16 protein-coding genes and 1 pseudogene are annotated in these 18,960 nt (G+C 57.1%); 7 read left to right on the forward strand and 10 right to left on the reverse strand.

What is annotated here, in order from left to right; all coding sequences use genetic code 11:
* The first annotated feature begins 44 nt into the window (after nucleotides 1–44).
* Nucleotides 45–506 carry an antitoxin Xre-like helix-turn-helix domain-containing protein gene (locus tag ACEN8E_RS14310; RefSeq protein WP_495593186.1) on the forward strand — a complete coding sequence of 154 codons (462 nt, stop codon included), beginning with the start codon at nucleotides 45–47 and terminating at the stop codon, nucleotides 504–506.
* A 75-nt stretch (nucleotides 507–581) separates the two neighbouring features.
* On the opposite strand, the gene ACEN8E_RS14315 is transcribed toward ACEN8E_RS14310, so the two are convergent.
* The 4 genes and pseudogenes from ACEN8E_RS14315 to ACEN8E_RS14330 all read right to left on the reverse strand — a co-directional run bounded on the left by ACEN8E_RS14315 (nucleotide 582) and on the right by ACEN8E_RS14330 (nucleotide 4,354).
* On the reverse strand, nucleotides 582–986 hold the full coding sequence (locus ACEN8E_RS14315; RefSeq protein ID WP_495593187.1) for a hypothetical protein: 405 nt from the start codon (nucleotides 984–986) through the stop codon (nucleotides 582–584).
* 2 nt (nucleotides 987–988) lie between these two features.
* Nucleotides 989–1,096 (reverse strand): annotated as a pseudogene (locus ACEN8E_RS14320) (AbrB/MazE/SpoVT family DNA-binding domain-containing protein); the annotation flags it as partial.
* A gap of 274 nt (nucleotides 1,097–1,370) precedes the next feature.
* A complete protein-coding gene (locus ACEN8E_RS14325) occupies nucleotides 1,371–2,669 on the reverse strand; it encodes a tyrosine-type recombinase/integrase (RefSeq protein WP_495593188.1) in 1,299 nt (432 codons plus the stop codon).
* Nucleotides 2,670–3,778: 1,109 nt separating this feature from the next.
* Nucleotides 3,779–4,354 carry a hypothetical protein gene (locus tag ACEN8E_RS14330; protein WP_495593189.1) on the reverse strand — a complete coding sequence of 192 codons (576 nt, stop codon included), beginning with the start codon at nucleotides 4,352–4,354 and terminating at the stop codon, nucleotides 3,779–3,781.
* A 479-nt stretch (nucleotides 4,355–4,833) separates the two neighbouring features.
* Here ACEN8E_RS14330 and ACEN8E_RS14335 point away from each other — a divergent pair, with 479 nt between their 5' ends.
* Genes ACEN8E_RS14335 through ACEN8E_RS14345 form a run of 3 tightly spaced genes read left to right on the forward strand, consistent with a single transcriptional unit; the run spans nucleotide 4,834 to nucleotide 8,990 of the window.
* Nucleotides 4,834–6,309 carry an APC family permease gene (locus ACEN8E_RS14335; RefSeq protein ID WP_495593190.1) on the forward strand — a complete coding sequence of 492 codons (1,476 nt, stop codon included), beginning with the start codon at nucleotides 4,834–4,836 and terminating at the stop codon, nucleotides 6,307–6,309.
* A gap of 60 nt (nucleotides 6,310–6,369) precedes the next feature.
* Entirely contained in the window at nucleotides 6,370–7,560 is a 1,191-nt protein-coding gene (locus ACEN8E_RS14340; protein ID WP_495593191.1) for an iron-containing alcohol dehydrogenase, read from the forward strand.
* Complete coding sequence (locus ACEN8E_RS14345) at nucleotides 7,557–8,990, forward strand: aldehyde dehydrogenase family protein (RefSeq protein WP_495593192.1); 1,434 nt, start codon at nucleotides 7,557–7,559, stop codon at nucleotides 8,988–8,990. Before ACEN8E_RS14340 ends, ACEN8E_RS14345 begins: the two co-directional genes overlap by 4 nt.
* Before the next feature lie 5 nt (nucleotides 8,991–8,995).
* Here ACEN8E_RS14345 and ACEN8E_RS14350 read toward each other — a convergent pair whose 3' ends face one another.
* Complete coding sequence (locus ACEN8E_RS14350) at nucleotides 8,996–9,892, reverse strand: LysR family transcriptional regulator (RefSeq protein WP_495593193.1); 897 nt, start codon at nucleotides 9,890–9,892, stop codon at nucleotides 8,996–8,998.
* 61 nt (nucleotides 9,893–9,953) lie between these two features.
* Complete coding sequence (locus ACEN8E_RS14355) at nucleotides 9,954–10,727, reverse strand: ParA family protein (protein ID WP_495593194.1); 774 nt, start codon at nucleotides 10,725–10,727, stop codon at nucleotides 9,954–9,956.
* Nucleotides 10,728–11,012: 285 nt separating this feature from the next.
* On the opposite strand from ACEN8E_RS14355, the gene ACEN8E_RS14360 reads away from it, so the two are divergent.
* Both ACEN8E_RS14360 and gfa read left to right on the forward strand, forming a co-directional pair.
* Nucleotides 11,013–11,879, forward strand: coding sequence for a patatin-like phospholipase family protein (locus ACEN8E_RS14360; protein WP_495593195.1), 867 nt, complete (start codon nucleotides 11,013–11,015; stop codon nucleotides 11,877–11,879).
* Between the two features lie 131 nt (nucleotides 11,880–12,010).
* Entirely contained in the window at nucleotides 12,011–12,589 is a 579-nt protein-coding gene (gene gfa, locus ACEN8E_RS14365; RefSeq protein WP_495593196.1) for an S-(hydroxymethyl)glutathione synthase, read from the forward strand.
* Between the two features lie 47 nt (nucleotides 12,590–12,636).
* Here the strand turns inward: gfa and ACEN8E_RS14370 are convergent, their stop codons facing one another.
* A complete protein-coding gene (locus ACEN8E_RS14370) occupies nucleotides 12,637–13,215 on the reverse strand; it encodes an eCIS core domain-containing protein (RefSeq protein ID WP_495593197.1) in 579 nt (192 codons plus the stop codon).
* 68 nt (nucleotides 13,216–13,283) lie between these two features.
* Nucleotides 13,284–16,190 carry a sensor domain-containing phosphodiesterase gene (locus tag ACEN8E_RS14375; RefSeq protein WP_495593198.1) on the reverse strand — a complete coding sequence of 969 codons (2,907 nt, stop codon included), beginning with the start codon at nucleotides 16,188–16,190 and terminating at the stop codon, nucleotides 13,284–13,286.
* 362 nt (nucleotides 16,191–16,552) lie between these two features.
* Here ACEN8E_RS14375 and ACEN8E_RS14380 point away from each other — a divergent pair, with 362 nt between their 5' ends.
* Complete coding sequence (locus ACEN8E_RS14380) at nucleotides 16,553–17,875, forward strand: DUF1329 domain-containing protein (RefSeq protein ID WP_495593199.1); 1,323 nt, start codon at nucleotides 16,553–16,555, stop codon at nucleotides 17,873–17,875.
* 92 nt (nucleotides 17,876–17,967) lie between these two features.
* Here ACEN8E_RS14380 and ACEN8E_RS14385 read toward each other — a convergent pair whose 3' ends face one another.
* Nucleotides 17,968–18,129 carry a DUF2986 domain-containing protein gene (locus ACEN8E_RS14385; RefSeq protein ID WP_495593200.1) on the reverse strand — a complete coding sequence of 54 codons (162 nt, stop codon included), beginning with the start codon at nucleotides 18,127–18,129 and terminating at the stop codon, nucleotides 17,968–17,970.
* Between the two features lie 57 nt (nucleotides 18,130–18,186).
* Complete coding sequence (locus ACEN8E_RS14390; RefSeq protein WP_495593201.1) at nucleotides 18,187–18,753, reverse strand: nucleotidyltransferase family protein; 567 nt, start codon at nucleotides 18,751–18,753, stop codon at nucleotides 18,187–18,189.
* Nucleotides 18,754–18,960 lie beyond the last annotated feature (207 nt).

The following is an 18,960-nucleotide window of genomic DNA, read 5'->3' on the forward strand; positions in this document are numbered from 1 at the left end:
TCGCTGATTCGGGCCCTTGGCCCGGCTAGCCTGGAGTTTTTCAGATGGAGGTGAAAGTGCTGTCATCGATCAAGGAATACCAACCAGGGCCTCAGATCCCACAGAGCGTTTGGATGACCCTAGGGCTGCCATCACGCGGCACCATGCTTCATGACCTGGTTCACGAAGGACTGCCATTCGAATACCTTGAACGGATAGCTCGCCTTCTGCAGGCGCAGCGAGGGGTTATCTTCAAGGCTATTTGCATAGCACCCTCGACGTTAGCGCGTAGAGCGAAAGCAGGGCGGTTCAACGCCGTAGAAAGCGACCGCCTCGTCGCATTGGTAGCTGTCTTTGAGGAAGCCCTTTCCCTGTTCGAAAACGATGTCGCCGCTGCAACGGAATGGATGAGCTCACCGGTTCGAGGACTCGGATCGAAGTGTCCACTCGACATGCTAGGGACGAGGGTGGAAACGAAAGCTGTCTTCGATCTTATCGGCCAGCTGGAGAAGGGAGTTCTGGTGTGAGATCCGTCAGGCGCCTTATTTGATCTGCTCCAGCACCCTGAAACTCTCTGACGACCTGAGACTCAAGAGTAGGCTTTAATGCATTTCCCTATGCGCTGCGAGATGTTGCATCTCGGCCGTCCATAGTCGTAAAAAACGGCGCCAATCTCTCGCATAACAGCCTTGCCGCAATCGAGTAGACCCGGTACTCGCTTCTTCGAAACGAGTCTTCCACGGTTCTGGTATGTGCTCGTCAAGCACGACTACAAAGTGAGATCCGCTGACTCCCTCGATCTCGGTTTCTGGAACAGATTCTCGTAGCTCCTCAACCGACATGGCGACTGCATCACCAATGGGGTCATCGCGATCTTGTCGCTCAATTTCATCAAGAATCGCAAGGTACTGAGTCGCTCGATCAGATCCAGGCTGCAGCCTTTCCAAATCCCACAGAGCGTAGCGCCGTTTGCGTTCGCGCTGCCAAAGACGATTCGCGTCAGTCATCTTTATTTTCCGCTGTTCCAAGTATCCGTGAGTTTGTCTATTCGATCCGCGATTTGAAGAGTTTTTGAGAGGACAAGGCGGCAGGTGTTGCCGACAAATTCTTCTATCAGCTTTCTCACTTGTAGGTCTCCATTGCTTTGAGGCGGCAATAGTAACGTGCTTTTGCGTAACTGCTTAGAGCGCGGCGAGCGAACCTTCGAGCTGTTCACGCTCCTATGCATTCAATAGGTCGACAGTATCAGCTCCGTCGCGTTGTCGGAGTTCAAGTGTCCGACTCGGCCATCAGGCGACCTGCAGTACTCGCAGTAGTAGTCGAAGGTGACACCGTCATTGAGGAGCGGAGCCGGAGTTGCCAGCCTTCGATCTCCACGGGCATGAGCTCGCCTAACCACGATCGCGTAAGCCTAGGCGCTTGATCGAGTGGGCACGTTCCTGGTCGTGTGAATGGTAATACGTGTTTTGGGTAGTGCTGAGATTGCTATGCCGCAAATCGACCTGCAGGTCTTTGGCGTTCCGCAAGGGCGCGTCGAAGGTCGCAGAGGTATGACGCAGCCAGTGCAAAGAAGCGACCTTCAAGCTTTCCATCTCGTGAACCGCACGACCCTCGTTTCGCATACTTTCAAGAGCTTTGTCGAAGACAACTTGGAGGAGGGCGCGTACCTGTCGATCTGACAAACCAGAACGTCCTCTGAGGGTCTTGATCAAAGGTGTGGTTTCGCCGATCTCAGGAAGCTCGGGCAGACCCAAGAATCGACGATAGCGCTTCAAATATAGATTGATATATTCATCCCTGACGGCAACCTTTCCGACCTTGTTACCTTTGCCCACGGTGTGATACCACCAGTTGCCCTCAGGATCCTGGCGGAAGTCACCCATAGAGGGCCTCCAGTTTTGTCGCCCGACAACATCAGACACGCGTAGATACATGGAAAACAATGTTGAAAGTATAAACAGTGTTCGTTCATGCCTAGCAGGTTCGCAAACAGCCAGCTTTTCAGCCGTTTCAAGCACGTAGTTCCATTGTAGCGGCGTCAATGCACGCGTAATGCCTTCATCTTGAATATCATTGCTATAACGGCCAGACTTCTTGATCATTCGGAAAGGATTTGCCGCTGAATAACCATCTTCAACCATAAATTCGAAGAAGCGACTGCAAATCGAGAAAACTTGATTTATCGTGCCGTTAGCGGCGCTATATAGGTTCTCGCTTATTCCTTGCTCTTGATGGTCGGAACCAATCCGGGGCTTCGAGGATTTAATGTTGAATGGGCGCCAGTTAGGATTAGGGATAACAGGATCTCCGAGCCCAGTCAGCGGATTATTATTTTTCACGAAACGACTACGCGTCACAGGCCCAATCCAGTCTCGAGGTGGATTACGACAAAAATTCAAATAATCCTGGGCGTCCTGGCGCTTAAGTTGATTCAGCGGCTTCTCGTTAATCAACAATGAGCACAGCAGCAACCGCTCAATATTGATGCGATACGAGCTGAAGGTCTGAGCATTGTCGGAAAAGGCCCGCAGGAACGAGCGCACGGCTAGGTAGCCGCGCGGAGCCTCTAGCGCCGCGGGAAATGTGGCAAGGTAGGCTTTAACACACGGGGTGAGGGCCTCACTATAACTGAAGTCCTGATCAAGGAAGGACTCGTACGTATCAAATAAGGGCTTCGGCGAGCGAGACATTCATGACTACCATAGACGTTAGTTAGTGCTATTGAGGAACTTCCAGTTATAGCAGTAATCGGAAGTAATAAGCCTATTTTGCATAATCGGCCTCACTTCCCATGAAACTGGGATTTAAGAAAGCCCGATGGTATCGCGCTCGTTACTATCGCGCAACTCTAGATCCTCGCCGCACCGAATACCCGAACTTATCTCAATATTTCGTTAAATGCCCGCACTAACCTCCCGTTTACTTTACAGACATCCATCCGAATACCTCTTAAGAAAGGAAGCACCTGTGAATGCATACTTTTTAGTCTCGTGATTTCGTTACATGCTGTAGTCACGGTAAAATCTCGTAAAAACGTCACATCCTCGCTAATGACTGGAATTTCTGGGCGGCGGGTAGTCAGATGGTTTAAATCCACTGGTGAAATCTCACGATTTTGTGTCCGGAAAGTAAGATCCGCAGCACTACATGAGGTCTAGTGCAGAGCAGTTCTCAGCCCAGTTTTTTTAAAAAAGCATTATAGGGTAGAGCTACTAGGCTAAGTCAGGCTTGATCTTCGGCAATCCAAGCGCTGGGATTGCGCAAAAATCTTCCTACGCAATCAGAGCGGTCGGAGCCTAGATTTATCTCGTTAAATCTTCACAAAAAACACGACAGGCTATGTCTCACGATTTCGTTAATAACAGATAACTCATTGTATTTATTGGTTTTTATCTCGAATCCGCAATCAGGGTTAAGCGAAGCTGTCTCACGATTAATTGATAAACTCTAAGCTAGCAACAAAAATGATGAAATCTGCTGAACCCCACGCAAACAAAGGTTTACAGGCAAAATCTAGGATACATGGCAGTCTCATGATTACGTAGAAATCGATGGTGAGATCAGCACTACATTTTTTGCAAAATTCATATAAATCAATTAGTTAATGGCTTATCGAGCAGAAATCTCGTCATTTCGCGACTGCCTCAAAAACCATCGCCAGGAACCATACAACGCGTAAGTGGATACAGACAGAGGCTGGAGGCAGTCCTTTACTGATACGTAATTTAACATAATATACATTATGCGTATCGTCCTATACGGACGTGGGAGCGTCTGGTGGTCAGATTTGAAGCCAGGCTCACAGGCTCCCCGACTCCAGATCAGAATCCAACAGCTGCTGCAGCGGCGGCATTGAGTAACACACGATGAACAGGTCTTTGCAGCCCAGTTCGCGATACCAGTCCACCACGTCATTAATCAGCTCGTCCAGGATCCCGATCAAGATGTCGTCGGAACCTTTCGCGGCACTTTTCTCGTATCGATAACGCGCCCTGGTGAAAACGTCGCGATATTTCTCGATCCAATGCTCTCGACGATCAAGCCGAACACGCTGCCGGATCGGTTCAGGTATCGCATAAAACAGCGTCAGCAGATCGTGCTTATTCGGGTATCTGCGGTTAGCTGGAACTCTCTCTGCTGTTTTCAAATACTCGTGTGCAGCCTCAAGCGCATCGTCGTCCGGTTTGTAGGTTTCATTGGCCTGGCCAAGCTTGTCATCGGGCTTTGATACGAAGCTTTTCAGGAGGATTTCCATGCCGATCGCAGCATTAATCTGCGCAATGTCCAGCATGTCATGGCCACGTCTAAGATGCATTGCAGCCTTCAAATAACGGTAAGCACTCTCAACCATCCATGGCGACAGGTGCTGCTGCATTAGGCTTACTCCAGATTGAAATTTTCAACCAGAGCTTAACTCGAACAAATCTAGTGCATTTAATGTTGAGATGAACTGGCCCTTCAGCTGCCTGTTACGATATGACCAAAAAGAATAACTAAACTAAATGTCTCTTTAGTTGAGTTATAGTCTGGACCGACTGGTCGTACTTGTCTGAATCCACTCTCCATTCATTCAAATCACTCCCAACCTGCACCTTCCTCCTTCCTCCTTCCTCTTTGACCAACGCCCTCTGAAGATCATGTCGAGAGTTTGTTTCTTCGTCATTTCGATTCGGAACCGATCTCGCATACATCAATAAATCCAGATGCCAGCCTCAGAACATATAGATTTTCTTTGATGTTTGGCGCCCTTAAGCTCCTCTCGACTCCTTTCTCGAAGGAGCCCGTTTCGTCGGTACGCCTGAACCAACAAGGCGATCCTAAAAATAAATGTGTCTGCCGACTCAAGGAATTTCTATGTCATCTACACGGCAAAGCGCCGATGAACATCTGCTGCACAGCCAGGGTTACGCCCAGGAATTGCACCGAGGCCTGTCCCTGTGGTCGTCGTTCTCGGTGGGTTTCGCGACGGTGTCACCCGTGGTCGGTATCTATTCGGTGATGTCGCTGGGGGCAATGAGTGTCGGCCCTTCGTGGGTCTGGATCGTGCCGCTGTGCCTGGCGTTGCAGCTGTTGGTGGCGTTGGTCTATGCCGAGCTGGCCTCGCAATACCCGCTCGCCGGTGGTTGCTACCAGTGGGTCAAGCGTCTGGCGGGAGATCGCTGGGCCTGGTTTACCGGGTTCATGTACCTGGCCTCGGCATTGGCTTCGTTAACCACTGTGGCCTATTTGGGTGGTTTCTGGTTATGGCTGTTTTTCACCGGCGAGCCACCTGCCGCGAATGCCCAGGTGTTCAGTGGCGCGGTGCTGCTCCTGCTGGGCCTGGGTGTGAACCTGTTCGGGATCAACCCGCTGAAGTATTTCGTCAATGCCGGCATCATCGCCGAAGCGATCGCCTCCATCGGCATCGGTGTGTTGTTGCTGCTGTTTTTCCGCAACCACTCGTTGTCGCTGGTATTTGAAGGCCTGACTTCTACCCAAGGTTCCGATGGTTCCTACCTGACCGGGTTCCTGACGGCCATGGCCGTTGGCGGTTGGGCGTTCCTTGGTTTTGATGCCTGCTCGCAAGTGTCCGAAGAAACCGCCGACGCCCGCACTTCAACTCCGCGAGCGATCTTGCGCTCGATGATCCTGGTCGGGCTGACGGTGATGCTCACGGCGTTCGCCGTCACCCTGTCCTACACCGACACCGCCGCCATGGTGTCCGGCCAGGTCATCGACCCGGTCACTCCCGCCGTCGTCGACGCCTTTGGCGCCTGGTCGGAACGGCCGTTCGTGGGCATCGTGCTGGTGGCGTTCATTGCCTGTGTCGTATCTGTCCAGACCTACATCGGCCGCGCCGTTTTCGGCATGGCTCGGGACTCGATCCTGCCCGCCTCGGCGCTGCTGCGTCGGGTGGACAAGCGCAAAGTGCCATTTGCCGCCATGGTGTTCAGCACGCTGTTCGCCAGCTTCGGCCTGGCCTTGGGCTTGAATGCAACCGCGGTCGGCACCCTGATCGCGTTTGGCAGCGGCGGTTTCTTCGTGGTGTTCCTGATTGTGGTGACCTGCGCCCTGCTCGCCCGCCTGAGCGGCAAATGGAAAGCCGAGCCCGGCGTATTCAGCCTTGGCCGCTGGGGTGTGCCGATCAACTTCGCCGCGTTCCTTTGGCTGGTGTTCGAAAGCATCAACGTGGCCTGGCCCCGGGAATCCCTCGCACCACCCGGTGCACCGTGGTTCCAGGTATGGGCGGTCATCCTGGTGTTCTCGATCCTGGCGGTACTGGGCTTGATCTACATGGTCTACGCCAAACCCTATCAACGTGCCGTCAGCCCCCAACTGCGCGTGCAATAACGCCCCTGTCTTGCCGTGCGAGGCGCCTCCACCCTGCGCCTCGCCGATCTGGAGTTTCAGATGTCCCTTCATTATTGGAATTACCCCACGGATATTTTCTGCGGACCGAGTGCGCTCGACGCATTGGCAGAACGCTGCACATTGCTGGGCATGCGCAACCCCTTGGTGGTCACCGATCCCGGCATGCTGTCCCTGGAACCCTTGGCGTTGCTGAAGGCGCACCTGATGCAGGCTGACATTCCGTTCGGCGTGTTCAGCGAGGTCGCCAGCAACCCGAGCATGGACGACGTGGCGCAAGGTGTCGCCGCGTTCAAGGCCGGCAAGCATGATTCGCTGATCGCCCTGGGCGGCGGCAGCGCGATGGATGCCGCCAAGGGCATCAGCCTGGCGGCCATCGATGCCCAAGGCCTGGAGCGGTTCGAATGGTCGCAGGTCATTGCCAACTACCCTACCCTGGCGGACTTTCCGCGCCTGGGCCTGCCACCCCTGATTGCATTGCCGACCACTGCCGGCACCGGCTCTGAGCTGGGTCGCGAAGCCGTTTTGACCCAGAGCGAGGCAAACATCAAGCGGGTGATCAGTCACCCGGAACTGCTTCCGGTCACCGTGATCCTCGATCCGGTCCTTACCCGAGGTCTGCCCCCTGCCCTGACGGCGGCCACCGGAATGGATGCCCTGACCCATCACATTGAAGCCTTTTGCTCGCCCTTGTATCACCCGATGTCCTCGGGCATTGCCGTGGAGGGCATTCGCCTGATCCAGCAGCATCTGGTCGATGCGCATGCCGATGGCCAGGACATGGTCGCCCGCGAAGGCATGATCGTTGCCTCCGCCATGGCCGCCGTCGCCTTTCAGAAAGGCCTGGGCGGTGTACACGCCCTCGCCCATCCACTGGGTGCCCGGTATCACAAGCACCATGGTTTGTTGAACGCGATCCTGCTGCCCTACGTCCTGATCGCCAACCGCGACACGATTGCCCCGGACATCGCCCGCCTGGCGCGTTATCTGGAACTGCCACAACCCGATTTCGACGGTTTTCTCGATTGGGTGCTGGACCTGCGCAAACGCCTGGGCATTCCTCACTCGCTGGGTGAGATCGGTCTGGATGCCGACGCGGCGTCCTGGGTGGGCGAACAGGCGCTGGCCGATATTTCCTCGTCGGACACCAATGCCTGTGTCCTCAGCGCTGACGACTACAGCCAGATTTTCCGCAATGCCGTACACGGCGTTCTTCAGGGAGTACGACCATGACTGCCGCCCATTACATCGATGGACGTTGGGTAGAAGGCGAAGGCGTCGACTGCCTCACCGTGTTCGACCCGGCACTGGGTCAACCCTTTGCCGAGCTGATCGCAGCCAGTGCTGCGCAGGTCGATCAGGCCATTGCCGCCGCGCGCCAGGCGTTCCCTGAATGGCGCAGCCTCGGTGCAGTGCAACGAGCCGCCTATTTGAAAGGGTTTGCCGAGCAGATCGAAGCACGCCGCGAAACACTGATCGCCCTGCAAATGCAAAACAACGGCAAACCCCGCCATGAAGCCGTGGTGGATGTCGATGATGCCGTCGCCACTTTCAACTACTACGCCAGCCTGACCGAAGGGCTGGACGATCGGCAGAACCTGGACGTAGCGTTAGCCGTACCGGGTTTCAACGCCCACACACGCCTGGAGCCGGTGGGCGTGGTCGGCCTGATCGTGCCGTGGAACTTCCCGCTGGTCACCAGCGCCTGGAAGATCGCACCCGCTCTGGCTGCCGGTTGTACCCTGGTGCTCAAACCGTCGGAAATCACCCCGTTGATCGAGCAGACCTACGGCCAGATCGCGGATGCGCTGGGCCTGCCCGCAGGCGTGCTGAATATCGTTGGCGGTAAAGCCGAAGTGGGCGCGGCGCTGAGCAACCATGCAGGCATCGACAAGCTGTCGTTCACCGGCAGCAACGCCGTCGGCAGTCAGGTAATGCGCAGTTCGGCCGCCCATTGCCGGCCTGTCACCCTGGAGCTGGGAGGCAAGTCCGCCATCCTCGTGTTCGACGATTGCGACCTGGACCAGGCCGTTGAATGGATCGTCGCCGGTATCTGCTGGAATGCCGGACAAATGTGCTCGGCGACCTCGCGTTTGCTGGTACAGGACAGCATCGCCGATGCGTTGTTGCTGCGTCTGAAGAACGCATTCGAAAAACTGCGCGTGGGCAACCCTGTGATCGACGAAGTTGATATGGGTCCGCTCACCAGTCAGGCGCAGTGGTCCAAGGTTTCGGAGTATTTCGCCATCGCCCGCAGTGAAGGCTTGCACTGCATGACCGGCGGCGACGTGCAGCGCGACCCGGGCTGGTTCGTCAACCCGACGATTTATGCGGACGTGCCCGTTGTCAGTCGCTTGTGGACCGAGGAGATTTTCGGCCCGGTGTTGTGTGCTCATCGTTTCTCTACGGAGCAAGAAGCGTTGGCACTGGCCAACGACAGTCGCTTTGGCCTGGTGGCCACGGTCATCAGCGCCGACCTGGTTCGCGCTGAACGTATCGCCCATGCCCTGGAGGTCGGCCACGTCTGGATCAACTCGATCCAGGCCGTGTTCGTCGAGACGTCCTGGGGCGGCACCAAGGGCAGCGGGATTGGCCGTGAACTCGGGCCGTGGGGCCTGGCCGCGTACCAGTCGGTCAAGCACGTCACGCGCTGCCTTGGCTGATTGACCTACAGATTGTGCTCGAACAGCAAGTCTTCGATAAAGGCCCGGACTGCTTCGCTTTGCGGGTGTCCCACATGGGTGATCATGCTGTGCTGCACCTCATAGCGCAGCGTCTGCGGCTGGAGGGCACGCATCTGCCCGTTCGCAAGCCAGGGCCTGGCGTAATGGGCCGGGAGATACCCCAGGTGTGTCCCGGCCAGAACGCCATGGGCCACGGCTTCCATATGATGGGCCGTGGCTGAGGCACGCTCGGGTGTCACCGGCAAGACCTGATCGGCCGGCAGGAAACCATGCTTGATCCAGTCACTGGCTTGCAGTTGTTCGACACTCGGCGCAGGTACTTCGAACAAGGGGTGTTTATTTCCGCAGAAAATACCGATCTCTTCCTTGTACAACGGCTGATAGGCCAGCGTCGGCAATGGCCGGCTGAAATAGGAAATCGCCAGGTCGAGTTGCCCATCGATGACTGCCAACTCCAGCTCGGTCGGTGAATTGACGAAGATGTGCACATGCATGTCATGTTCACGCTGATAGAAGCGCGCGATGGCCGCATCGATCCGGGCAGTCGGCAAGGTCGCGATGTTATCGGCCAAACCGAGGTACAGATCCCCCACCAGCCGTCCGGCCAGACTCTGTGCTTCGTCGCGAAAAGCATCCACCGCACCAAACATTGCTGATGAAGCCTTGAGGATCCGCTGGCCTTTTTCGGTCAAGCGAAACCCGCCTTTACCGCGTTCGCAGATGCGATACCCGAGGCGTTTTTCCAGTCCGGAGATGTGCGTGCTGATGTTCGATTGGCTCATGTTCAACTCGGCCTGCGCAGCCGTGAATCCACCACACTTCACGACAATGGAAAAAATGCGCAGCAGGCGCAAATCCATGTCCGTCACGTTTCTGAGCACTGGTTAATCCTCTTCAGCCATGCTTTTAATCGGCCAATCCCGGCAAAAGTTTCTCGACGACCTAAGCCGCTCGCTCCAGGGCATCGAGCAAACCAAAAAACTCCCGCGATAGTTTATGCCGAGGGGCCAAATGGATGATGGGCACTGAAACTTCGTGAGACTCACGCATCTTCACGGAGCTGCTCAGATAAACCGGCAGCACAGGCAAACCTTCTGCCAACAGTTCATCAACGAGGTTTTGGTGCAAGCCGGTATACCCGATGAACTGGTTGACCACCACCCCTTCCACCCTCAGCGATTCATTGTGATCCAGGCGTAGCTCTTCTACCTGCGCGATCACGCGATACAGCGCCTGGCGGGAAAAACTGTCGCAGTCGAACGGGATCAGCAGACTGTCCGCCGCCACCAGCGCACTGAAGGTGTAGAAATTGAGTGACGGAGGTGTATCGATATAGATGCGCTCATAATCCTCGGACAGTTCAACCAGTAGCTTGCGCAGCTTGTTGATCTTGTATCTGGACTCGAGTTTCGACTGCAGGTCAGCCAGTTCGGAGCTGGCAGTCACCAGGTGCAGGTTGTCGTAGGAGGTCTCGGTGATGACCACTCGATTCCTCCTGCCTTCGAAGCCGCCGGACAGTGTTTGTTTGAAAAAATCGGCGATGCCCGCCGGGATGCTTTCGTTGAGCAGCCCTGTCAGGTAGTGAGTCGAGTTTGCCTGAGGGTCGAGATCCACCAGCAGCGTCCGGTAGCCTTCGGCAGCACTCGCTGCGGCAAGATTGCAGGCAATACTGGATTTTCCAACACCGCCTTTCTGATTGAACACCACACGACGCATAAGGCTTGCTCATCCATGAAAAAGGCCAAAGGCCGACTGAAGGAAAATGTAAGGGCTCGTGTCAATTCTATGACCGAAATATTTCAGTATTACGACAGCATATAACGTAAACACTGATCCAGAGCGGTTGCCTGGCAATTCAGCCTACTTGCAACGCAATGGGTGCAGCCGAAAACGTCAGGAACTTCAAGCTCGCGACGTCTGGATTCTGTAGCGAGCCCCCGAAAATAACGCTGATCGGTCAACTACACTAATTCGACACATGTCTGCACCGAGACTTCGACCATGGCGACCAATACCGCAATCGTATTCGCTGGCGGCGGCAGTCTGGGTGCGGTGCAGGTGGGTATGTTACGGGCCCTGGTCGAGGCCAATGTTCGATTCGACATGGTGGTTGGCGCTTCGGTAGGCGCTATCAACGGTGCGTACTTTGCCGCCAGGCCCGATTCCGACGGCGTCGAGGCACTCGCCGGTTTCTGGCGCGGGTTGAGTAAAACCGACATCTTTCCCCTCTCCTGGCTCGATACCTGTCGAGGACTGATCAAACGGCGCGGCTTTCTGTTGCAGCCGGCGGCCTTGAACCGATTGCTGGGTCAGGCACTGCCCATTCATCGCATCGAGGAGGCGGCGCTGCCCCTGCACATCGTCACCACCGACCTGCTCAGTGGTGCCGAGACCGTTCTGTCCAGTGGCGAACTCGAGCAGGCGTTACTCGCCAGCGCTGCCATCCCGCTGGTATTCCCCTGCGTACAAATCGCCGACCGGTTCCTGGTTGACGGCGGGGTCGCAAGCAATACACCCATTTCGACTGCCGTCGCCCTCGGCGCCACCAACGTCGTGGTCATCCCCACCGGCATAAGTTGCGCCCTGACACAACCACCCCGAGGCCTGGTCGCCTTGGCCCTGCACACCGTCAACCTGATGAGCATGCGCCAACTGGTGAACGACATCGAACACTTCCGCACGCTCACCCGCCTGCACATCGTCCCGCCCTTGTGCCCTGTGGATGTCTCGGTGTTCAACTTCGACCAGACCGAATCCTTGCTGCAGCGCGCCTATGAGCAGACCCTCAGGTGGCTGGAACGTGGGGGGCTGGAACGCACCAAGGTACCGGGTGCCCTGACCATCCATTCACATGCCCATGAGCATTGAGAACCGCCCGGTCGCCCCTAAGGAGGTCAACCATTTATGCACTGTGTCCTTTTTTTGAAACCCGATGAACCAACGGTCCGGGGCACAGCCCCAGGCACTTTTGTCTGACACCTTGTAATGGAGAAGCCAGCATGAGCACCCTGCAACTTCACCCTGCACTGGACAATGGTATCCAGCCCGCCGCCGCCAATTTCACCGGCGGCACCCTGCAATGCCTGTGTGCGACCGATAAGGTCGAGGTCAGGATCGACGCACAAACCCTGCATAACCACGCGTGCGGTTGCAGCAAATGCTGGAAACCGAAAAACGCGATATTCGCCGTCATCGCCGTAGTGCCACGGGATAAGGTCAGCGTCATTGCCCACGGCGAAAAGCTGGCGATTGTCGACGAAAGCGCGACTGTCCAGCGCCACGCCTGCAAGCAATGTCACGCCCATCTCTTTGGACGCATCGAGAACAGGAACCATGCGTTTTATGGCCTGGACTTCGTCCACACCGAGCTTTCGCCACAGAGCGGGTGGGCTGCACCGGGATTCGCCGCGTTCGTGTCCTCCATCATCGAAACCGGCACACCGCCAGCGCAAATGAAGGCCATCCGCGAACGCCTGCGTTCGATTGGCCTGGAACCCTATGACTGCCTGTCTCCGGACTTGATGGACGCACTGGCAACCCATGTCGCCAGACAGAAAGGCCTGCTCCCAGCCGCCTGATTGATCGGTTGCCGCGGTTTCTTTCCGGACCGCGGCTTCCCTGCTCCTCAGTAACTCTCTTTGCGCAGCGAGCGCCTGACCTCAGCCTGTATGGCGTAAGCCGGCGCCTCCACCGCATTGAAGTCCTGGGTATAGCGTTGGGCAAATCCCTGCACTCCCCACTCCTGATATTGCTGCACATGTTTTAGCTCGTGAGCCCAGAGCGCGATGTCCTGTTCGGCGGACTGAGTGTCCCGGAAGAGGATGATATCGATCAGTGTCACGGCACCGACGTCGGGGTTTTGCAGCATGGCATTGGCGGCAGTGAGTTGGCCGTTGTCGCTGATTTTGTAGCGCGCGGTATCGAGGACGCCGGGGTCGTACCAGCGCAGCAGTTGCTCGCGGATGTGCGCTGGCATGGGTTGGAGATCGGCGCTGGCGGCTTCGGTGCGGGCCTGGGTCAGCCACAGGGCCAGGGCAGGAGCCGCGAGCTGGTAGACGTCGTCAGGCACCAGGTCTGGCAGGCAGATGCAGCCGTCCAGGCACACTTGTTTCTCGCCGGCCGGGCAGACGTTGCTCTGGGCTGGCACTTCAAGTGCCAGGCAAAGAACAGACAACGCCAGCAGGCGCGTGATGATGGGCGGCATTGGGCGCTCCAGATTTTTCCGAGCGTTGTTCATTCCATGGCATCGCGTCTATGCCACTGCCAGGAAAATCAACAATCCTGGCGACCGAGCAGTGAACTCGCCAACAGCGCTTTCAACGCCATCGGCCTGGCGAAATGATAACCCTGGGCCTGCCCTGCCCCCATTTCACGCAGCAGGTCCAGCGTCGCTTCATCCTCGACACCTTCGGCCACCACACTCAGGTCCAGTGATTCGGCCATCCGCACAATCGCCCGGACGATCGCGCGACTGCGGGCACTGGTGGTCAGCTCGAAAATGAACGACTTGTCGATTTTCAAACCGCTGAAACGGTATTGATGCACATAACTCAGGGATGAAAACCCTGCACCGAAGTCATCGAGCACCACCGACATGCCGTTGTCAGCCAGCTGCTGCATGGTCTGGCGGGCAATCGCCGGTTCGGCGACCAGCGCCCCTTCGGTCAACTCCAGGCAGATCCGCGACGGCGAGACCCCGTGCTGTGCCAACAGTGCCAGCACCTCACTGGCGAAGTCGGGGCGCGTCATGCTGTAGCTGGAGCAATTGACGTGCACCGCGGGCCAATTGGCATGTTCGGGCTGTGCGAGGATCGCGGCAATGCTGTTCAGCATGTACAGGTCCAGTCGGCCGATCAGGCGCAAACCCTCGACATCCGGCAGGAATTCGCCCGGCGCGATCACCCGGCCGCCCGGCTGATGCCAGCGGATCAACGCTTCGAGGGCCATCAACTCGCCGGTTTCGACGCTGACGATCGGCTGGAAATACGGCAGCAGTTCGTCAGTGCGCTTGAGCGCGTTGCGCAAGGCCCCTTCTCGCTCGACCTGGTCCGAGACTTCACGACGCACTTCCTGGTTGAACACCGCGTAGCTGTCGCGCCCGGCGCTCTTGACCCGGTACATTGCCGCATCGGCATCGCGCAGCAAGTCGGCGGGCTCGTGGTGGAACTGGCTGTCGGCGCTGACGATGCCGATACTGCAAGACGAAAAAACTTCATGGCCATTGATGAAAAACGGCCGGTCGAACGCCACCAGGATCCGTTCGGCGATTTCGATCATCACCTCCAGCGGGGCCTCGGGAGCCAGCACCGAAAACTCGTCGCCTCCCAGGCGCGCCAGCATGTCGGTGTCACGCAGGCAGCCGCGCAAGCGCTGGGCCGCCTGCATTAACAGGAGGTCGCCAAAATGGTGGCCGAGGCTGTCGTTGACCATCTTGAAGCGGTCGAGATCGATGAACATCACCGCCAGGTGCCCGCCTTCGCTGCCGAACCGTGACCAGGCCAGATTGAGGCGCTGTTGCAGGTAGGTGCGATTCGGCAACCCGGTCAGCGCATCGTGGGCGTTTTCGTGCTGCAACTTGGCATTGGCGTGATCGAGCTCGCGGGTGCGGCTTTGCACCCGGGCTTCCAGCTTGAGGTTGGCGGCATGGATCGCTTCGGCGGCCGTGCGCCGCGACAACGCAGTGTCAATGTGCCGCGACACGAACGTCAGCAGCTCCTGATCACGCAAGGTATAGCTCTCCTGCGAGGTATAGCTTTGCACCGCCAGTACGCCCCGCACCACGTCGTCTTCGAACAACGGGATGCCCAGCCAGGAGTAGGAGCGTACGTTCTCATCGGCCACTTCGATTTCACCCTGCGCAGACAGCCTTTCGGCCTCGGGGGCATCAATCAGGCAAGGCCGGCGCTGGCGGATCACGTACTCGGTCAAGCCCCGACGCCCTCGCCGTGCCGCCGGGGTGGTCGTCTGCCGTTCATCCACGTAATAGGGAAAGGTGACTTCACCGGTCGCGTCGTCGAACAGCGCTATGTAGAAGTTCTGGGCGAACAGCAGATCACCGACGATGCCATGCAAGGTTTGAAACAACTCGGCCATGTCACCAGGCTGGCTGGACAGTTCTGCAATCTGGAACAGCGCGCCCTGCAGATGTTCGGCGCGCTCCCGGTCGGCCACTTCCTGGCGCAATGCGTCGTTGAGTGCCGAAAGCTCCAGGGTGCGACGTATCACCGTTTCTTCCAGGTCCTCCCGGTGCAGAATCCGGTCCAGCGCCATGGCCACGTGACGGGCAACCACCAGGAACAGCGCGCGGTCTTCAGCGCTGTAGATACGGGAAACGTCGTAGACCTGCATCGCCAGCATGCCAAACACCTCATCCGAGGCATTTTTCAACGGCGCGCCCATCCAGAACTCGGGACGATCGCCCACGCAGTAGAAACGCTTTTCGGCCTGGGCCGCGAGAATGCCGGCGGCGTCGATCAGCAGCGGCTGGCCAGTGGTCAATACCTGCCCGGTCAGCGACAGGCGCGAACGGTCAAGGTACTCGTAGTTTTCCGATTCCAGGGCATCAACGTCGATGATGTCGACGTAATACGGGTAGTCGATCTTGCCGGTGTGCGGGTTATACAGCGCGAGATAGAAGTTTTCGGCGTCGATCAGGCTGGCCAGCAGCCGGTGAACCCCTACCAGGAACACTGAGCGGTCACGGGTCGAGCTGGCCAGATAGGTAATTTCATACAGCACACGCTGAGTGAATTGCGCACGGGCAAGGGTATTGGTCTGCAGTTCGATGCCCAAGCGCTGGGCAAACTCGGCGAACACCGGCTCCGCAGCCTCATTGGCTGGCGCGAGCAGCCACCCCAGCACACTTTCGCCTCTACCGGTCGGCCAACGGTGCAAGTTCGAGGTCAGGCAAAAGGCTTCAAACTCTTCATTGGCAACGCTTGAAGGCCATTGCACCCCTGGGTCGCCCTGCCCGACCCAATGCATTTGTTCACCTGCGCGGTAAAACACCCAAGCGGTGGTATGGGCCCAGTTGCGCGCTGAGTCCAGCAATTGCTCGATCGTGTCGTCGTTGCCGGCACAAGCCATGCCGACAGTATCCGGGTTCCCTGGTGGCTGCACTGCGGCAACTTTGCAATGGCTCGTTTGTCGCGGGGAATCGGTCAATGTACGAAAACTCATCAGCGCTCCCTGAGCCAAAAACTGCTGAAACTCACTTGCCGATAGATAGCAATGTGCCATGAGTTTCCCGTCAATAACTTATAAAGGTTTTTTTTATGATTTTGTTCACTTTAAAGCCAACTTTGAGACGGACAACAAGTTATTCGCAACTGGTTGCCCGGCACAACCGTTTCTGCCCGCCACATGCTCGACAACGTCCGGTCTGTCATGAATAGCCAAGGGACTGTCGTCAAATGAAAAGCGCCACCGAATCAGCGGCTTTTTAATGGAGGCTCTAAAAACCTCTGGCGATCGAGCCGACGGACCTGTCCGCGGCGCCTCAGTCACGAGTTGACTGGTACGCCAGGCAGGAGAATAACAATATGAAATTCGTGAAAAGTCTTCTGGCTGCCGTACCCTTCATGGCACTGGCCATTGATGCTCAAGCTAATGTATCGGGTCATGAAGCCGAGCGGCTGGGCACCAGCCTGACGTGGGTGGGTGCCGAAAAGGCCGGCAATGCCGATGGTTCCATTCCGCCCTACAACGGTGGCCTGACCACGGCCCCTTCCAGTTTCAAGACCGGCGACAGCATGCGCCCGGACCCCTTTGCGGGCGAAAAACCGCTGCTGGTGATCAACGGCAAGAACGTCGATTCGTACAAAGGCCTGCTGACCGCCACCACCGTGGCGTTGGCCAAGCGCTACCCCGGCTTTCGCATCGACGTGTATCCGACCCACCGCACCGCATCGCTCCCACAGGCGATACTGGACAACAGCCGCAAAAACGCCACCAATGCCAGGTCCCTGAACGGCGGGATTGCCATCGACAATGTGATGCCCGGGGTGCCATTCCCGATCCCGCAATCAGGCGCCGAAGCGATGTGGAACTTCCTGCTGCGCTATCAGGGAGTCAACATCCATTCCAAGTACGACTCATGGAGCGTCGACACGGCGGGCGTACCGAGCCTGGCTGTCACCGGCGAGGCATTCGTCTCCTTCCCGATTTACGAGAACCTGTCAAAGCCGTTCAGCAGCTCGGACATTTATTATCAGTTGAAACTGTCCTATACCGGGCCTGCGCGCCGAGCTGGCGAGTCGATCATGCTCAAGAACGCCACCAATGCCACAGAGTTTCCTGGCCGCGCCTGGCAGTACATGCCTGCCCAGCGCCGGGTCAAACAGATTTCGATCCTGGCCTACGACACCCCCAACCCCGGCACCGCCCGTGCGCTCGAGCTGTATGACTGGACGCTGGTCGGCAAGCAGGAAATGATCGTGCCGTACAACACCTACAAACTCACCTACGCTCGCGATGCCAAATCGCTGACCACCCCCAATTTCGTTTCCCCGGATTTCGTCCGCTGGGAAAAACACCGGGTCTACGTCGTGGAGGGCAACCTCAAGCCCGGTGCCACGCACATCTACCAGAAGCGCCGCTTTTACCTGGATGAAGATACCTGGGCCGCGTTGGCCTCCGACCAATACGACACCAGCGGCCAGCTGTATCGTGGTTCCTTCGCGTTCTTCAGCCAGAGCTATGACCAGCAAGTCCCGGATGCCACCCCGTTCATGACCTACGACCTGTCGCGTGGCACCTACAACATCAATGGCGTGGTCGGCCCCCATGGCGGCATCCGCTACATCGAGCCGCTGTCGACGGCGCAGTGGGTGCCAGAGTCGATGGCGGGTACCGGTATTCGCTAGGTCTGCGGTGATGCATGACCGATACATGACAAAGCCCCCGGCTCGAAAGGACCAGGGGCTTGAGTTGTCGAGTGGTGCGCGAGCTACAAGGATCAGCTCTCAGAGGAAGAGACTGGTTCCTGACTGGCTTCAGCCGCCAGCTTCAATCGGTCGGCTTTACAAATGTATTTAGGCTTGTTCTTCGGTGCCAGTTTGGCACTGGCCTTTTTGGCCTTCTCCTTGAACAGCTGCTTCAGTTTCTTTTGACGGTTCATGTTGTTCTACTCAGCCAGTAATTCTTCAATGATATCAGCTTGAGACATTCAACCGATTCAACTTTGCGGCGCCATGATCCTGAGCCAGGGCCAGCGAGCCTGATAACTTTTCGCCTTCTGATCGAACAAGTCCGGCCGGGGATTCTTCGGATTGATTCGAAGCAGCCCGTGCTCGGTGTCGGCCAGGCCGTTGGGGGCATGGACCTCGCCCGTTTCAACATCCAGACCGATGCAGGTGCCGGCAATCAGGTAGCGATCAATCCCGTCTCTGGACGACTGAAGTCGAGGGTAATCCCCGCCGAACCGCTGGCGGTACCACAGGTGGACGCGAGCCTGATTCTTGATCTCAATGTTCACGTCGAGGTCCCGGAACAGACGCTGACCTGACTGGATGACCTCATTTTCGGCGTCCCACGACAGGTCATCATCGAAGTAAAAGACATCGTAGTCTTTCACGCCCCACGCTGGTGGTCGCCGGGACTGATGATTCCACACGGCCTGGAACAGACAACCGGCAGTGAGCATGCATTGGCTCAAACCGAGCTCAGGCAAGCGAGCGGAAATTTCTGCGTTTACCGGGTTGGTCATTGCGATCCTGACGAGGCTTTCGACAGTCAATGTCATTTTCATTCCTTAAAAATCGAACGGGTCCCGGCGATCGACAATACCCTCGGTGCTTTGCAAATTCGAGAAGACATTGCCCTTGCTCTCCCTCGGCCAATCTGGCGCGAATCATGCGTGATTCAACGGCATGAAGTCGGTGCTGACTATGCGGATGACACTTTTGAAGCGAGTCGCCCCGGAGTCTACCCCGATAATCGATAGCTTACT

This window comes from Pseudomonas sp. Pseusp9, from assembly GCF_059491265.1.

Coding starts and splice junctions, on each gene's coding strand:
- ACEN8E_RS14310 (WP_495593186.1), top strand. CDS start 45: ATGGAGGTGAAAGTGCTGTCATCGATCAAGGAATACCAACCAGGGCCT.
- ACEN8E_RS14315 (WP_495593187.1), bottom strand. CDS start 986: ATGACTGACGCGAATCGTCTTTGGCAGCGCGAACGCAAACGGCGCTAC.
- ACEN8E_RS14325 (WP_495593188.1), bottom strand. CDS start 2,669: ATGTCTCGCTCGCCGAAGCCCTTATTTGATACGTACGAGTCCTTCCTT.
- ACEN8E_RS14330 (WP_495593189.1), bottom strand. CDS start 4,354: ATGCAGCAGCACCTGTCGCCATGGATGGTTGAGAGTGCTTACCGTTAT.
- ACEN8E_RS14335 (WP_495593190.1), top strand. CDS start 4,834: ATGTCATCTACACGGCAAAGCGCCGATGAACATCTGCTGCACAGCCAG.
- ACEN8E_RS14340 (WP_495593191.1), top strand. CDS start 6,370: ATGTCCCTTCATTATTGGAATTACCCCACGGATATTTTCTGCGGACCG.
- ACEN8E_RS14345 (WP_495593192.1), top strand. CDS start 7,557: ATGACTGCCGCCCATTACATCGATGGACGTTGGGTAGAAGGCGAAGGC.
- ACEN8E_RS14355 (WP_495593194.1), bottom strand. CDS start 10,727: ATGCGTCGTGTGGTGTTCAATCAGAAAGGCGGTGTTGGAAAATCCAGT.
- ACEN8E_RS14360 (WP_495593195.1), top strand. CDS start 11,013: ATGGCGACCAATACCGCAATCGTATTCGCTGGCGGCGGCAGTCTGGGT.
- gfa (WP_495593196.1), top strand. CDS start 12,011: ATGAGCACCCTGCAACTTCACCCTGCACTGGACAATGGTATCCAGCCC.
- ACEN8E_RS14370 (WP_495593197.1), bottom strand. CDS start 13,215: ATGCCGCCCATCATCACGCGCCTGCTGGCGTTGTCTGTTCTTTGCCTG.
- ACEN8E_RS14375 (WP_495593198.1), bottom strand. CDS start 16,190: ATGAGTTTTCGTACATTGACCGATTCCCCGCGACAAACGAGCCATTGC.
- ACEN8E_RS14380 (WP_495593199.1), top strand. CDS start 16,553: ATGAAATTCGTGAAAAGTCTTCTGGCTGCCGTACCCTTCATGGCACTG.
- ACEN8E_RS14385 (WP_495593200.1), bottom strand. CDS start 18,129: ATGAACCGTCAAAAGAAACTGAAGCAGCTGTTCAAGGAGAAGGCCAAA.
- ACEN8E_RS14390 (WP_495593201.1), bottom strand. CDS start 18,753: ATGACATTGACTGTCGAAAGCCTCGTCAGGATCGCAATGACCAACCCG.